The sequence below is a fragment of the Anaeromyxobacter sp. PSR-1 genome, assembly GCF_000964525.1.
Lineage (GTDB): Bacteria > Myxococcota > Myxococcia > Myxococcales > Anaeromyxobacteraceae > Anaeromyxobacter.
On record NZ_BAZG01000104.1, the window covers coordinates 1 to 14,290 of the forward strand.

General features: G+C 74.8%; 10 protein-coding genes and 1 pseudogene. 4 read left to right on the plus strand and 7 right to left on the minus strand.

What is annotated here, in order from left to right; genetic code table 11:
- On the minus strand, positions 1-3,179 hold a 3,179-nt coding region (locus PSR1_RS14895), incomplete at its 3' end, for a glycosyl hydrolase family 8 (protein ID WP_059438296.1).
- 129 nt (positions 3,180-3,308) lie between these two features.
- On the minus strand, positions 3,309-4,115 hold the full coding sequence (locus PSR1_RS14900; protein WP_237757996.1) for a phosphodiester glycosidase family protein: 807 nt from the start codon (positions 4,113-4,115) through the stop codon (positions 3,309-3,311).
- A 63-nt stretch (positions 4,116-4,178) separates the two neighbouring features.
- Here PSR1_RS14900 and pgm point away from each other — a divergent pair, with 63 nt between their 5' ends.
- On the plus strand, positions 4,179-5,819 hold the full coding sequence (gene pgm, locus PSR1_RS14905) for a phosphoglucomutase (alpha-D-glucose-1,6-bisphosphate-dependent) (RefSeq protein ID WP_059438298.1): 1,641 nt from the start codon (positions 4,179-4,181) through the stop codon (positions 5,817-5,819).
- Positions 5,820-5,827: 8 nt separating this feature from the next.
- Here the strand turns inward: pgm and PSR1_RS14910 are convergent, their stop codons facing one another.
- The gene (locus PSR1_RS14910; protein WP_059438299.1) at positions 5,828-6,661 is read right to left on the minus strand and encodes an aldo/keto reductase; all 834 of its coding nucleotides are present in this window, start codon (positions 6,659-6,661) and stop codon (positions 5,828-5,830) included.
- A gap of 134 nt (positions 6,662-6,795) precedes the next feature.
- Here PSR1_RS14910 and PSR1_RS14915 point away from each other — a divergent pair, with 134 nt between their 5' ends.
- Complete coding sequence (locus tag PSR1_RS14915; protein WP_059438300.1) at positions 6,796-7,647, plus strand: NAD-dependent epimerase/dehydratase family protein; 852 nt, start codon at positions 6,796-6,798, stop codon at positions 7,645-7,647.
- Positions 7,648-7,654: 7 nt separating this feature from the next.
- Here PSR1_RS14915 and PSR1_RS14920 read toward each other — a convergent pair whose 3' ends face one another.
- On the minus strand, positions 7,655-8,089 hold the full coding sequence (locus tag PSR1_RS14920; RefSeq protein WP_059438301.1) for an HIT family protein: 435 nt from the start codon (positions 8,087-8,089) through the stop codon (positions 7,655-7,657).
- A gap of 255 nt (positions 8,090-8,344) precedes the next feature.
- Here PSR1_RS14920 and PSR1_RS14925 point away from each other — a divergent pair, with 255 nt between their 5' ends.
- Together PSR1_RS14925 and PSR1_RS14930 are read left to right on the plus strand one after the other, a co-directional pair.
- Complete coding sequence (locus PSR1_RS14925; RefSeq protein WP_059438302.1) at positions 8,345-8,581, plus strand: hypothetical protein; 237 nt, start codon at positions 8,345-8,347, stop codon at positions 8,579-8,581.
- A 138-nt stretch (positions 8,582-8,719) separates the two neighbouring features.
- The gene (locus PSR1_RS14930; protein ID WP_059438303.1) at positions 8,720-10,564 is read left to right on the plus strand and encodes a M2 family metallopeptidase; all 1,845 of its coding nucleotides are present in this window, start codon (positions 8,720-8,722) and stop codon (positions 10,562-10,564) included.
- A 99-nt stretch (positions 10,565-10,663) separates the two neighbouring features.
- On the opposite strand, the gene PSR1_RS14935 is transcribed toward PSR1_RS14930, so the two are convergent.
- The 3 genes and pseudogenes from PSR1_RS14935 to PSR1_RS14945 all read right to left on the minus strand — a co-directional run.
- Entirely contained in the window at positions 10,664-10,870 is a 207-nt protein-coding gene (locus tag PSR1_RS14935) for a CsbD family protein (RefSeq protein WP_012525899.1), read from the minus strand.
- Between the two features lie 57 nt (positions 10,871-10,927).
- Positions 10,928-14,053 (minus strand): efflux RND transporter permease subunit, encoded by a 3,126-nt coding sequence (locus PSR1_RS14940; protein ID WP_059438304.1) that lies wholly within the window; start codon positions 14,051-14,053, stop codon positions 10,928-10,930.
- A pseudogene (locus PSR1_RS14945) lies at positions 14,050-14,290 on the minus strand (efflux RND transporter periplasmic adaptor subunit); the annotation flags it as partial. The gene PSR1_RS14940 and the pseudogene PSR1_RS14945, both read right to left, overlap by 4 nt.

Sequence of the window (14,290 nt, forward strand, 5' to 3'; positions counted from 1 at the left end):
GCGCCGCAGAGCCGCAGCGGTCGCAGCGTCCGCCGCCGCGCCCCGAGGCGGCGCCGCGCGCGGAGCGGCCGGACCGCCCGCCACAGCCCGGCGAGGAGGTGCCAGGCCATCGCCACCTGCCAGCGGCTGCGCCCCTCGTGCGCGCCCGCGTGCGCCCCGTCGGCCGAGAACGCGATCCGGACCAGCGCGCGCGCCTCGGCCGCGGAGACGCCCTGGAACGCGAGGCCGGCGCGAGGCGCCCCGCCCACGGCCTCGAGGTAGGCGACGCGCGCGCGGAGGCGGAGCCGCTCGGGCCCGTCGAACGTCACCTCCACCTCGGCCGGCAGCGCGGCGCCGGGCGGCAGCGCCACCGCGGCCCCGCCGCGGGCGAGGTCGAGCGTGGTCGCGGCGAGGGACAGCCCCGGCGCGTCCAGGCGCACCGCCAGCCGCCGCCGGATCCGCTCGTCGGCGCGGCGCTGCGGGCGCTCCCAGGCGACCAGCAGCGCGAGCAGCACCGAGACCAGGTTCGCGGCCGCCCAGGCCAGGTTGAACGCGTAGGCCTCGACCTCGATGCCGAACGCCCACAGCTCCGCCGCGCCCTTGGCGATGGCGAGGAGCCCGACCGCCGCCGCCGCGATCGTGAACGCCGAGGTGCGCAGGTCGAAGCGGCGCCGCTCCGAGCGCACGCCCTTGGGCGTCACCTTGAAGCCGAGCCGCCTCGGCAGGAGCAGGTCGAGCGTGGCGCGCGCCAGCGGGAACGCCACCGCGCCCTCGTACAGGCTGCCCCACAGCGTCCGCGGCCAGCCCGGCACCAGCGCCGACGCGGCCAGGGGCGCCGCCACCAGGTGCGGGACGAGGTAGGCGAGCAGCACCGGCAGCTCGGCGAAGAGCGGGTGCAGGTGGAACAGGAGGTACGCGAGCGGCGTGGCGAAGAACACCAGCCGGGCCAGCGGGAAGAAGAAGTACCAGAGCGAGGCGAGGTAGCCGAGGCGGTGGCGCAGCGGCAGCCCGCGCTGGAGCAGCGGGTTGTCGCGGAAGAAGATCTGCAGGCAGCCCAGCATCCAGCGCCGCCGCTGCACCACGTAGCTGGCCAGGTCCTCGGCGGAGAGCCCCGCGGCGAGGTCCTCGTCCACGAAGCGCGTGCGCCAGCCCCTCGCGTGCAGCTTCTGGCTGGTGTGGATGTCCTCGGTGATGGAGAGCAGGTGGAAGCCGCCCACCGAGGCGAGCGCCTCGCGGCGGAACACCGCGCCGCTGCCCACGAAGAACGCGCCGCCCCAGCGGTCCCGCCCGCCCTGGATGGCGTGGTTGAACAGGTCCGCCTCGTTCGGCACCGACGCCGGCGCGCCGAGCGCGCGCTGGAAGACGTCGGGGTTGTAGAAGTGGTGCGGGGTCTGGACGACGCCGAGCCGTGGATCGCGGAAGCAGGGCACGGTCCGCTCCAGGAACGCGGCCGTGGGCACGTGGTCGGTGTCGAACACGACCACCAGCTCGCCGTCGGTCCGGGCCAGCGCGGCGTTCAGGTTGCCGGCCTTGGCGTGCCGGCGCGGGCCGGCCAGGTAGCGGGCGCCGTGCTCGGCCGCGAGCCGGGCCACCTCCTCGCGGTGCGAGTCGTCGCAGACCACGATCGTCTTGCGCGGGTAGCGCATGGCGGCGCAGGCGGCGAGCGTCTTGTCGAGGATGTCGAGCGGCTCGGAGTAGATGGGCACCAGCACGTCCACCGACGGGTGCGGCTCGCCGGCCTGGAGCGGCGGCTCGGGCGGGCGGGCGCGGTGGCGGAGCCCGACCTGGACCACGAGGAGCGCGACGGTGGAGAGCGCGTAGGCCTCCGCGGCGAGCAGCGCCAGCGAGAGGGCGGGGCCGAGCGGCTCGACGAAGTTGAGCGTCGAGCCGGCGCGCCAGGCGAGGTACCGGATCGACAGGCCGAGCGCGAGCGCCACCAGGGCGGCGCGCGCCGGCCAGAGGCGGCGCGCCAGCGGGGCGAGCACGAGCGCCAGCGCGACCGGGAGCAGCGGGAAGCGGTCGCGGAAGGCGCCCCAGTCCAGCGAGGAGAGGAACGCGAGCGGCTCGTCGAAGCGGCGCAGGAGCCCGGCCTCGAGGGCCCGCCCGAACCAGAGCCAGTTGTGGAGGTAGTAGGGCGTGGCCTCGCCGGAGAGCGCCCTGTCGAACAGCGCGTCGAGCCGCGACGCCCGCATGGCGCGCGCCAGCTCCGGATCCTCGACCTGCGCGAGCGCCTGCACCGAGGCGAGGTGGGGGAGCCCGTCCAGCTCGGAGAGCGGGCGGCCCGAGGTCGTGTACCGCTCGCGCAGCCGCCCCTCGTCGCGGAACGCCTCGGCGGGGAACCGGAGCAGGCGGGCGCGCAGCTCCGCCTCGCCGCGGCGCCCGAACCAGCGCGCGTCGAGCGCCACGCGCCAGTAGACCGGCACCGCGTCGTAGCCGAACGCGTCCGGCTGCCCGCCGGGGCGCGCCAGCAGCAGCTCGCCGGTGCGCGGGTCCACCCAGATCCGCTCGGGCGGGAGCGCCAGGCCCTTCTCGATCACGAGGAAGCGCAGCACCTGGTAGCTCGACTCGACCAGCTCGGCCCAGGGCCGCTCCGGATCGACGTCGGCGAACACCTGATACGCGTACGGCGCGAGGTAGGCGACGTGGATGGTGGGGTAGCGCTCGGCGGGCGCCCAGTTCCCGCCGGTCGGGAGCCAGCGGCCGCCGGCGCGGATCACCTCGCGCGCCCAGATGTCGGCGAGCAGCGGGCGCGCCGCCTCGAGGTAGCGCGGGTCGCCGAAGCGGCGCGACGCGAGCACCAGCGCGAGCGCCACGTCCTGGTCGGCGTCGGTGGCGGCGTTCCGGTCCTGGACCTTGCCGCCCAGCCAGCGCCAGGCCAGCAGCCGGTCCTCGCGCACCGCCAGGTTCTCGCGCGTCCAGCGCCAGACCGCGTCCAGCGTGGCGCGGTCGTCCATCCACACCGCGCGGAGCATGGCGTAGCCCTGGCCCTCGGAGGTGGTGACGCCGCCCTCGTCGAGCGCCGCCACCCGCCCGCCCTGCACGTGGGTGTACCGGTAGTAGCTCCACAGGGCGGAGAGCCCGTCGCGGTCCTGCGCGGCCGCCCGCGGGCGCGGCTCGGCGTGGCCGCACCCCGCGAGCAGGGCCGGCGGGGCGCACAGGACGGCGAGCAGGGGGGCGAGGTTCCGCGCGGTCGGCCGCATCGCGGCGCACGGTGGGGGCCCGTGCCGCGCGGGGGAAGCGCCGCGCCGGGGGCGGGGCCACGTCGGGGGCGGACGTCCCGGGGCGTCGCCGGGACGGCGACGCCGGCGGGGCGTCGCGGGGCCGCGCCGCTACCGCCGGCGCACGGCCGCGATCACGTTCGGCACCGGCCAGGCGTCGCGGTTGTCGGCCGCCGGGGCCGCCTCGAACGCGCCGACCCGCTCCAGCTCGCGCCCGCCGCCGCGCACGAACAGCTGCGCCTCGGGGCCGCCCTCGACGTACATGGCCTGCCGCAGGTCGAGCGGCAGCGCCAGCAGCGCGTTCACCAGCTCGTGCACCGGCCAGGCGCTCCGCGCGTGGATGAACAGCACGCGCCCCTTGCCGTCCACGCCCACCGCCGCGGCGGAGGTCCGGCGCGCCGACGGGGCCCAGACGTTCTTGCGCTGGCAGGAGACCATCCGGATGGACTGCACCGCCGCGCCGTAGCCGCGCAGGGCGCCGTCCAGGTCCTCGCAGTCGCGGTCGATCATCCGCACCGCGGGGAGGCCGCGCTCGAGCGGGTCGAACGCGAGCACGGTGCGGTCGCGCGAGACGCGCCGCTGGTTCACGTGCTCGCGGGTCCGCATGAGCGACACGCTGGTGCGGAAGTCCTCCTGGTACATGCTCGCGTTGATCGCGGCCGACGCGCCGGCGCGCTCGGCCCAGGCGCGCGCGGTGAGCAGCCCGCCGTGGCTGGGCGCCGAGGCGTTCAGCAGCCGCAGCTCGAAGCGGGCCGGGTCGATGCGCACCACCACGATCTTCCCGTCGCCCGCGACGCCGGGCGGGCCGTCGAACTGGCCCAGCTCCAGGCCGGGCTCGAGCGCCTGGAAGCCGGCCGGGGCGGCGGGCGGGGCGGCGCCGGCGAGCGCGAGGAGGGCGGCGAGGGCGAGCGCGGGCATCCCGCGCATTGTCGGGCCCGCACGAGGTCGTGACAAGGGCCGGGGGCGTGCCAGGATCCTTCCATGGCCCATCCCCTCGCCGGAAAGCCCGCGCCGCGCGACGCGCTGGTGGACGTCCCCGACCTGCTCCGCCGCTACGCCGCGGACGCGCCCGACCCATCCGTCCCCGCCCAGCGGGTCGCGTTCGGCACCTCGGGCCACCGCGGCTCCTCGCTGCGCCGGAGCTTCAACGAGGCGCACATCCTCGCGGTGACGCAGGCGGTCTGCGAGCACCGCGCCCGCGCCGGGGTGACCGGTCCCCTGTTCCTGGGGCGCGACACCCACGCGCTGTCCGAGCCGGCGGAGCGCACCGCGCTGGAGGTGCTCGCCGCGAACGGCGTCGAGGTGGTGATCTCGCGGGGCGGGGCGCCCGTCCCCACCCCGGTCGTCTCGCACGCCATCCTCGCGGCGAACCGGGGGCGGACCGCGGGGCTGGCGGACGGGATCGTGATCACGCCCTCGCACAATCCGCCCGAGGACGGCGGCATCAAGTACAACCCGCCCGACGGCGGACCGGCCGACACCGCCGTGACCTCCGCCATCGAGGCGCGCGCGAACGCGCTGCTCGCGGACGGCAACCGCGAGGTGCGGCGCGTCCCGTGGGAGCGGGCGCGGCGGGGCGCCACGGTGCGCGAGCGCGACTACGTGCGGCCGTACGTCGAGGACCTCGCCGCGGTGCTGGACCTGGACGCCGCGCGCGGCGCGCCGATCCGGGTGGGCGTGGATCCGCTGGGCGGCTCGAACGCGCACTACTGGGGCGCCATCGCCGAGGCCTACGGGCTCGACCTCGAGGTGACGAACCCGGTGGTGGATCCGACGTTCGGCTTCATGCCGCTCGACCACGACGGGAAGATCCGCATGGACTGCTCGTCGCCGTACGCGATGGCGAACCTGGTCGCGCTGAAGGACCGGTTCGACCTCGCCTTCGGCAACGACGCCGACTCAGACCGCCACGGGATCGTGACCCCGTCCGCCGGCCTGATGAACCCGAACCACTACCTGGCGGTCGCCATCGACTGGCTGTTCGCGCACCGCGACGGGTGGCCGGCGGCGGCCGGCGTGGGCAAGACGCTGGTCTCGTCGGCGCTCATCGACCGGGTGGCGCGGCGGCTCGGGCGGCGGCTGGTGGAGGTCCCGGTCGGCTTCAAGTGGTTCGTCCCGGGGCTGCTCGACGGGAGCCTGGGGTTCGGCGGGGAGGAGAGCGCCGGGGCGACGTTCCTGCGGCGCGACGGGAGCCCCTGGACCACCGACAAGGACGGGATCGTCATGGACCTGCTGGCGGTGGAGATCCGCGCCCGCAGCGGCCGCGATCCCGGCGAGCGGTACCGCGCGCTCGCCGCCGACCTGGGCGCGCCGGTCTACGCGCGCGTGGACGCGCCGGCGACGCCCGCCGAGAAGGCCATCCTGGGCAAGCTCTCGCCGGAGGCGGTGGCGGCCACCACGCTCGCCGGCGATCCCATCACCGCGCGGCTGACGCGCGCCCCCGGGAACGGCGCCGCCATCGGCGGGCTCAAGGTGACGACGGAGCAGGGCTGGTTCGCGGCGCGGCCGTCCGGCACCGAGGACGTCTACAAGATCTACGCGGAGAGCTTCCGCGACGCGGCCCACCTCGATCGCATCCTGGAGGAGGCGAGGGCGATCGTGGCCGCGGCGCTGCGGGCGTGAGCCGGCCGTCAGGGCGCGTCGGTGGGGTCCCAGCTCGTCCGGTAGCCCTCGTCGAGCCCGTCGAGCGCGGCGAGGTCCGCCGGCGACAGCGAGAACCCGAACACGTCGGCGTTCTCGCGGATCCGGTGCTCGTGCACCGACTTCGGGATGGTCACCAGGCCGTGCTCGATGCCCCAGCGGATGAGCACCTGCGCCGGCGTGCGCCCGACCCGGTGCGCCACCCGCTGCAGCACCGGGTTCTCCATCTTGTGGCCGCGGACCAGCGGGCCGTACGCCTCGACCTGGATGCCCCGGGCCTTGCAGAAGTCCACCAGCTCGCGCTGGAGCAGGAACGGGTGCAGCTCGACCTGGTTCACCGAGGGCGGCTCGTTCGCCGACGCCAGCAGCTCCTCCAGGTGACGGACCGTGTAGTTCGAGACGCCGATGGCCCGGGCCTTCCCGTCGGCGAGGATCCGCTCCATGGCCCGCCAGGTCTCGCCGCGCAGCTTCGGCACCGGCCAGTGGATCAGGTACAGGTCGAGCCGGTCGAGCCCGAGCCGGCGCAGGCTCTCGTCGCAGGCGCGCAGCGTCGAGTCGTAGCCGTGGTCGGAGTTCCAGAGCTTGGTGGTGACGAAGACCTCGTCGCGGGGGACGCCGCTCTCGCGGATGGCCGCGCCCACGTCCTCCTCGTTGCGGTAGGCGCGCGCGGTGTCCACCAGCCGGTACCCGAGCCGCAGCGCGGCGAGCACCGCGTTGCGCGTCTCGTCGCCCGGCGGCGACTGCCACACCCCCAGCCCGAGGACGGGCATGCGCACGCCGCCGCGAAGCTCGACGGTCGATCGGATCGTCCAGGCGCCGGCCATGACGTCTCCTCACCCCCGCGGCGGAACGGCGAACCGAGGGTCGAGTCGACATAATGACGCAGGCCGCGGCGCCGCGCACCGCCGCGTTTCGGGAATGGGGCCGGCGGTGGGATGATCCCCCGGAGAGGTGACGCATGCACGTGCTGGTGGCGGGGTGCGGCTGGCTCGGCTCGGCGATCGCGAGGCGGTTGCTGTTCGAGGGGAGGCGCGTGACCGGGGTCCGCCGCGATCCGGCGCGGGCGGCGGCGCTGGCCGCGACCGGCATCGCGCCGCTCGCGCTGGATCTCGCCGCGCCCGGCGCCGAGGAGCGGCTCCCGGCGGTCGACGCGGTGGTCGCGTGCCAGTCGGCGACCTCCGACACGCCCGAGGCGTACCGCGCCGCCTACCTGGACGCGAACCGGGCGCTGCTCGCCCACGCCCGCCGCTGCGGCGCGCGGCTCGTCTACACCGGCTCGACCGGCGTCCTCGGGCAGAGCGACGGCCTGGACGTGGACGAGTCGAGCCCGCCCATGCCGCTCGGCCCGACGGCCGAGGTGCTGGCGGAGGCGGAGCGGGCCATCCAGGCGGCGGGCGCGGCGGGGCTCCAGGCGTGCGTGGTGCGCCTGTCCGGCCTGTACGGGCCCGGTCGGGCCGGCATCGTGGAGCGGGTGCGGAGCGGGCGCCTCGCGCTCGGGGCGGGGGAGCAGGCCTGGATGAACTTCTGCCACCTCGACGACGCGGTGTCGTTCGTGCTCGCCGCGATCGCCCGCGGCGCGCCGGGGGCGGTCTACCACGGGAGCGACGCGGCGCCGGCGCGCCGCCGCGAGGTGGTGCGCTGGATCGCGGACCGGATCGGCGTCGAGCCGGCCCGCGCCACCGTGGCGCCGCCGGGCCCGGACCGGCGCGTCCTCTCCGAGCGGACGCGCGCCGCGCTCGGCGTGACGCTCGCCTACCCGAGCTTCCGGGAGGGGCTGCTCCCGCTCGTGCCCGAGGTGCGGCGGACCTGACGGAGGCTCACAGCGCGGCGGCCACCGCGCGCGCCGCGGCGGCCAGCGCGTCCTCGCCCAGCATGTCCTCCGGCCGGCCCTCGAAGCAGCGGCGGCCGCGCAGGCGCTCCGGGGTGGCGGCGGTGCGGGGGACGAGGTGCAGGTGGAAGTGGCGGAGCGCGTCGCCGATGGCGAACGCGTAGACGTGCTCCGCGCCGAGGACGGCGCGCTGCGCGTTCATCACCCGCGCGGCGAGCGGCCCGAGCGCGGCCAGCTCGGCGGGCGCGAGGTCGTACCAGGCGCGCGCGTGGCGCTCGCTGGTGAGCACCAGCCAGCCGGGGATGGGCGAGGCGTCGGCGAGCGCGTGCAGCGCGAAGCCGCCCTCGCGGCGGAGCAGGCCGCCGGGCACGCGGCCGCGGCCCAGGAGGAGTTCACAGGCGGTGCAAGGCTCGGCGGTGGACATGGGGGCTCCGGTGCGGCGCGGGGCCGCGCCCGCGCCGAGAGCGAATCCCTGACGGAGCGCGGCGGACGGGCGGGCGGCTGCAACCATCCGTCATAGCAGACCTCGATGGGCGAGGCGCGCCGGGTGCGACCCGGAGGGGGCTTCCCCCTCGTGTAGTCAAGGCTCACGTTCGGGCTCACACAACGCGCCGAAAGTGGGAATGGCGGCGGCGCTTGCCTGTTTCCGACCCGAGCAGCCATCCGGGAGACCTCCAGAGTGCACACCCTGCCCAATCCGACCCCGCTCGCCGCGCTCATCCGCTCCGAGACCACGGTCTCCGGCCACCGGAACCTGTACTGCTTCCACTACGACGCGTGCCTCGACGTCGCGGTGAAGCTCGACTGGGACAGCTGGTCCTGCGAGAAGTGCCCGCTGTTCCGGGTGCAGGAGGAGCCGCGCGCGTTCGCGGGGAGCTTCGCGAACGACCGCCGCGGCGGCGGCCAGGCCCACTAGTCCGCGGTCGCCGGGCGAGGCCCCCGCGTCCGCGGCGGGGGTGTCCGCCGCGGTCACGTCCGGCGCGCTCGCGTCTCAGGAACGGTCCGGACCCGCCATGCTGGCGGGCCCGTCGACCCCGTCCTAGGATCCGCGCGCATGACGACACTCCCGGTCTTGCAGCTCGCAGCCGTCCTCCTCGCCGCGGCGCCCTCCGCGCCGGCGGCGCCCCCGCAGGCCGCAGCCGCCGCGAAGCCCACCGCCGCCGACGCGAAGGCGTTCGTGGGCGAGGCCAACGCGGAGCTGAAGAAGCTCTGGATCCGCTGGTCCACCGCGGAGTGGATCAAGTCCACGTACATCACCGACGACACCGAGCGGAACGCCGCGGCCCTCAACGAGGACCAGATGGCGTACCTGACCGACGCGATCCGCGGCGCGGTCCGGTTCCAGGGCGTCGGCGCCGACCCCGACACCGAGCGCATGCTGATGCTGCTGCGCATCGCCTCGCCGCTCCCGGCGCCGAGCGACGCCGCCCAGCGGGCCGAGCTGGCGCAGCTCGCCGCGAAGCTCGAGGGCATGTACGGCAAGGGCAAGTGGTGCGGCGCGCCCGGCAGCGCGGCGCGCGGCGCCGGGAAGTGCCGCGACCTGCAGGACCTCGAGCAGGTGATGGCGAAGAGCCGCGACTACGACGCGCTGCTCGACGCCTGGACCGGCTGGCACACCATCTCGCGCGACATGCGCCCGCTCTACGAGCGGATGGTGACCATCTCCAACGCGGGCGCGCGCGAGATCGGCTTCCGCGACCTCGGGGACCTGTGGCGCAGCGGCTACGACATGCCGCCCGACGCGTTCGAGGCCGACACCGACCGGCTCTGGGCGCAGGTGAAGCCGTTCTACGAGGAGCTGCACTGCTACGTCCGCAGCAAGCTGCAGAAGGCCTACGGCAAGGCGCGGGTGCCGGACGGCAAGCCCATCCCGGCGCACCTGCTCGGCAACATGTGGGCGCAGGACTGGGCCAACCTCTACCCGCTGGTCGAGCCGTACCACGGGCAGCCCTCGCTCGACGTGGACGCGGCGCTGCGCCGGCAGAAGACCGACCCGGTCAAGATGGTGAAGCTGGGCGAGGCGTTCTTCACCTCGCTCGGCTTCGAGCCGCTCCCGAAGACGTTCTGGGAGCGCTCGCAGTTCACGAAGCCGCGCGACCGCGACGTGGTGTGCCACGCCAGCGCCTGGGACGTGACCTACTCCGCCGACCTGCGCATCAAGATGTGCATCCGGCCGACCGAGGAGGACCTCGTCACCATCCACCACGAGCTCGGGCACAACTTCTACCAGCGCGCCTACGTGCACCTGCCGGTGCTCTTCCAGAACGGGGCGAACGACGGCTTCCACGAGGCCATCGGCGACGCCATCGCGCTCTCCATCACCCCCGGCTACCTGAAGCAGGTCGGCCTCATCCAGACCGTGCCGAAGGACGAGAAGGGCGTGGTGAACGTCCAGATGAAGCGGGCGCTCGAGAAGGTCGCGTTCCTGCCGTTCGGCAAGCTCATCGACCAGTGGCGCTGGGACGTGTTCTCCGGCAAGACGCCGCCGGCGCGCTACAACGCCGCCTGGTGGGAGCTGCGCCGCAAGTACCAGGGCGTGGACGCGCCGGTGGCGCGCAGCGAGGCGGACTTCGACCCGGGCGCGAAGTACCACGTGCCGGCGAACGTGCCCTACACGCGCTACTTCCTCGCGCACGTGTACCAGTTCCAGTTCCACAAGGCGCTGTGCGAGGCGGCCGGCTGGAAGGGGCCGCTGCACGAGTGTTCGATCTACGGCTCGAAGGCGGCCGGCAAGAAGCTCGAGGCGATGCTGGCCATGGGCGCCTCGAAGCCGTGGCCGGACGCGTACGAGGCGCTGACCGGCTCGCGCCAGGCGGACGCGTCGGCGATGCTCGAGTACTTCGCGCCGCTGCGCACCTGGCTGCGGAAGCAGATCGCCGGCCAGTCCTGCGGCTGGTAGGCGCCCGCGCGCCGCTCCGGCGCGCAGCCCGGGAAGAAGACGCGCCCCGGCGGCCGAGCGGTCGCCGGGGCGCGTCGTTCCCGCTCGTCCCTGCTCCGGTCAGCGGTCCAGGTCGCGGTCCGGGTCGCTCCGCCGCGAGCGCTCGGCGTCTTCCTTCAGATCGCCCACGCCCTTGCGGATCTTCCCCCCCTGCTCCTCCACCCACCCCTCGGCCTGCTTGGACGGGTTCTCCGTCGCCCCGCCGATCCGCTTCTTCGCGTTGCCCTTCAGCTCGTCGAGCTTGCCCTTGATCTGGTCGCGGTTCACGTGTGCCTCCCTCCGCGGAAGCCTGGGCACCGCCGCGCGCCGCGGCCAGGCGGGGGGTCAGCCCTGCGGCGCGGCCGCCGAGCGCTCCGGCGCGGCGGCGCCCGACGAGCCGCCGCGGCGGCGCAGGTTCCGCAACCGCTCCATCGCCACGTAGAACACCGGCGTCACGAACAGCGTGAGGAGCTGCGAGAACACCAGGCCGCCCACCACCGCGAGGCCGAGCGGCCGGCGCGACTCGGCCCCGGCCCCGAAGCCGAGCGCGATGGGCAGCGTGCCCATCAGCGCCGCCATGGTGGTCATCATGATGGGGCGGAAGCGGACCAGGCACGCCTCGCGGATGGCCTCCCCCGGCGTGCGCCCGCCGCGCTGCGCCTCCACCGCGAAGTCCACCATCATGATGCCGTTCTTCTTCACCAGGCCCACCAGCATGACGATGCCGACGAACGCGTAGATCGACAGCTCCACGCGGAACACGAGCAGCGTCACCAGCGCGCCCAGGCCGGCGAAGGGGAGGGCGGTGAGGATGGTGAACGGGTGGGCGAAGCTCTCGTACAGGATGCCGAGCACCACGTAGATGACGAGCACCGCCATCACGAGCAGCAGGCCCAGGCCGGACAGCGAGGACTGGAACGCCTGCGCCGTGCCCTGGAAGCGCGTGGCGACCGTGGCCGGCAGCATCCGGTCCGCCTCGGCCTGCACCGCGGTCACCGCCTGGCCCAGGGAGGCGCCCTCGCGGAGGTTGAACGCCAGCGTCACCGAGGGGAGCTGGCCGGAGTGGTTCACCGTCAGCGGCCCCACGCCGCGCTCCAGCCGCGCCACCGTGTCGAGCGGGACCGGCGCGCCCGAGGTGGAGCGCACCCGCAGGAGCGCGAGCGCCGCGGGCTCGAGGCGGAACGACGGCCCCAGCGTGAGGATCACCTGGTACTGGTCCTCCGGCGCGAAGATGGTCGAGACCTGCCGGTCGCCGTAGGCGGTGTAGAGCGCGTCCTCGATGGCGTCCGGGGTCACCCCGAGCGCCGCGGCCCGGTCGCGGTCGATCCGGACGGTGACGCGCGGCGAGGCGAGCCGCAGGTCGCTGGTGACGTCCTGGAGCAGGGGCATGGCGCGCAGCCGCTCCTCCAGCGCCTGCGCGTGCCGGTACAGCCCCTCGGTGTCGGCGTCCTGCAGCGTGAACTGGTACTGCGCGCGGGTCTGCTGGCCGCCGATGTTGATGGGCGGCGGGTTCACCAGGAACACGCGCAGCGCCGGGTACCGGGCCAGCTCGGCGCGCAGGCGCGCGAGCAGCTCGTCCGCGCTCACGTCGCGGTCGTGCCGGCTGCGCAGCCGGAGGAACATGTTGCCCTGCGTGACGCCGGCGGTGCCGCGCCCGCCCACGCTGGACATGAACATCTCCACCTCGGGGTGCGTCGCGACCACCTGCGCCGCGCCGCGCTGCGCCCGGACCATGTAGTCCCAGCTCGCGCCCTCCGGGCCCTCGGTGATGACCTGGAGGCGGGCGGTGTCCTCGCTCGGCAGGAAGCCCTTCTTCACCGCCGCGAACAGCGGGACCATGGCCACGAGCACCACCAGCGAGCCGGCCAGCACGGTGCGCGGGTGCGCCAGCGACCAGACCAGGCCGCGGTCGTAGAGCCGCAGGCTCGCGTCGAAGGCGCGCTCGGTCGCGGCGTAGAGCCGGCCGTGGTGGGCCGCCTTGCCGGGCCGCAGGAAGCGGCTGCACAGCATGGGCGTGAGCGTGAGCGAGACGAACCCGGAGACCAGGATGGCGGCGCCGATGGTGACCGCGAACTCGTGGAAGAGCCGGCCCACGATCCCGCCCATGAACAGCACCGGCAGGAACACCGCCGCGAGCGAGAGGGTCATCGACACGATGGTGAACGCGATCTCCCTCGAGCCGTTCAGGGCGGCCTCGAACGGCCGCTCGCCCATCTCCATGTGCCGGACCACGTTCTCCAGCATCACGATGGCGTCGTCGACCACGAAGCCGACCGCCAGCGTGAGCGCCATGAGCGAGAGGTTGTCGAGCGAGTAGCCCAGCTGGAACATGAGCGCGAAGGTGCCGATGAGCGACACCGGCAGCGCCAGGCTGGGGATCACGGTCGCGGGCAGGTTGCGCAGGAAGACGAAGATGACGAGGACCACCAGCGCGAGCGTGAGCAGCAGCGTGAACTTCACGTCGGTGACCGACTCCTCGATGGTCTCCGAGCGGTCGTAGAGCAGCTCGAGCTGGGCGGCGCCCGGGAGCTGCGCCCGCAGGGTGGGGAGGAGCTGCCGGACGGCGTCCGCCACCGCGACGGTGTTGGTGCCGGGCTGGCGCTGCACCGCCAGCACGATGGCGCGCTGCTCCCGCCCCTCCTTCCAGAGCCAGGCGGCGGCGAGCTCGTTCTCCACGCCGTCGCGGGCCCGGCCCACGTCGGCGACGCGCACCGGCGCGCCGTTCCGGAACGCGAGCACCACGTCGGCGAAGTCCTTGGCGCGCATCAGCCCGCCGGTGGCCTCCACGGTGAACGCGCGCGCGCCGCCCTGCACCAGGCCGGCCGGGAGGTTGGGGTTCGCGGCCGCGATGGCGGCGGTGGCCTCGTCGAGCCCGATGCCGCGCGCCGCCAGCGCCTGCGGGTCCAGCTCGATCCGGACCGCGTACTTCTGCGGCCCGTAGACCAGCACCTGCGCGACCCCGGCGATGGTGGCGACCCGCTGCGCCACCACGTCCTGCGCGAACCGGTTCAGGTCGGAGAGCGGCAGGGTGGGGGAGGTGAGCGAGAAGTAGACGATGGGCGCGTCCGCCGGGTTCACCTTCCGCAGGGTGGGCGGGCTGGGCATGTTCTGCGGGAGCTGCCGGCCCGCCGCCGAGATGGCGGACTGCACGTCCTGCGCGGCCGCGTCGATGTTGCGGTCGAGGTCGAACTCCAGCGTGATCTGCGTCGTCCCCAGGCCCGAGGACGAGTTCATCGCGGCCAGGCCGGCGATGGTGGAGAACTGCCGCTCCAGCGGCGTCGCCACCGAGGACGCCATGGTCTCCGGGCTGGCGCCGGGCAGCGAGGCGGAGACGGTGATGGTGGGGAAGTCGACGTTGGGGAGGTCGGAGACCGGCAGCTTCTGGTAGGCGACCAGGCCGAACGCGATGAAGCTCGCCATGACGAGCGTCGTCATGACGGGCCGGCGGATGAAGGGCTCGGAGAGGTTCATGTGCCCGGCGCCTTCCGGCCCTCCTCGCGCGGCCCCTGCACCTCCACCGCCGCGCCCGGCCGCAGCTTCAGCTGGCCCTCGATCACCACCCGCTCGCCGGGCGCGATCCCCTTCGAGAGCACCGCCTCGGCGTCGCCCGCCTGCTCGACGGTCACGCCGCGCAGCTCGGCCTTCCCGTCCGCGCCGACCACGTAGGCGTAATCGCCCTGCTGGCCCTGCGCGACCGCGGCGGCCGGC